Source organism: Nostoc sp. 2RC (genome assembly GCF_014222165.1).
GTDB classification, from domain to species: Bacteria; Cyanobacteriota; Cyanobacteriia; order Cyanobacteriales; family Nostocaceae; genus Nostoc; species Nostoc linckia.
The window spans coordinates 1-644 of sequence record NZ_JACKZU010000785.1 but is presented as its reverse complement, the minus strand read 5'-3'; the positions used below and the strand labels follow the sequence as shown (position 1 = coordinate 644).

The window sequence follows — 644 nt, the reverse complement described above, 5'->3', positions numbered from 1 at the left end:
TCCCACACCTCCGACACCTCCCACACCTCCCACACCTCCCACACTTCCTAGAAAGCCCCATGCCCAATGACTAATTTTGTTCTTCTGCGACTCGTTTAAGGCGACGGAGTTGGGCTTCCATATCTTGTTTTGTCCAAGATGCGGCAAAGGTTTGGAAACCCCAACTTACTAGTGGATTGGGAATATCGAATTCAAAGCGGTTTAGTAGGAGTGTTCCTTTTGGTGTTGGTTGACATTCCCAGCGATCGCGTCCTTGAAAAAATCCCTTAAATCCCCACACCACCAAACCTGGTTGTCGTTCTATAACTACGCTGTACAAAGTAGGTTGAATAAGAGGAATTTGAATAATAAAACGACTTTGACTACCTACATCAGTACTCCAGACTTCGCCCACAGGTTCACAACGAAGGACAGGGTTCAGCCAACGGTGCATTAGGGCTAAATCAGTAATACAGCGTTCGACTACCGTGGCTGTAGCATTAATTTGAATCGATTGTTCCAGTACTTGGGACATTCTAGATTTTTTCAGCTGTTGCTGAAATTAGAGTAACGCAAAATGGGGCATGGGGCATGGGGCAAACAGGGTATGGGGAAAGGGAAAGGGGTAAGGGGAAAAGGGGAAAGATTAAATTTATTCCTTTTCC

Annotated in this window: 1 protein-coding gene; it reads right to left on the bottom strand. The window is 45.7% G+C overall.

Annotated features, from left to right (window positions below):
- Nucleotides 1-70 precede the first annotated feature (70 nt).
- The gene (locus tag GNE10_RS34975) at nt 71-514 is read right to left on the bottom strand and encodes an SRPBCC family protein (protein WP_099072226.1); all 444 of its coding nucleotides are present in this window, start codon (nt 512-514) and stop codon (nt 71-73) included.
- Between the last annotated feature and the right edge of the window lie 130 nt (nt 515-644).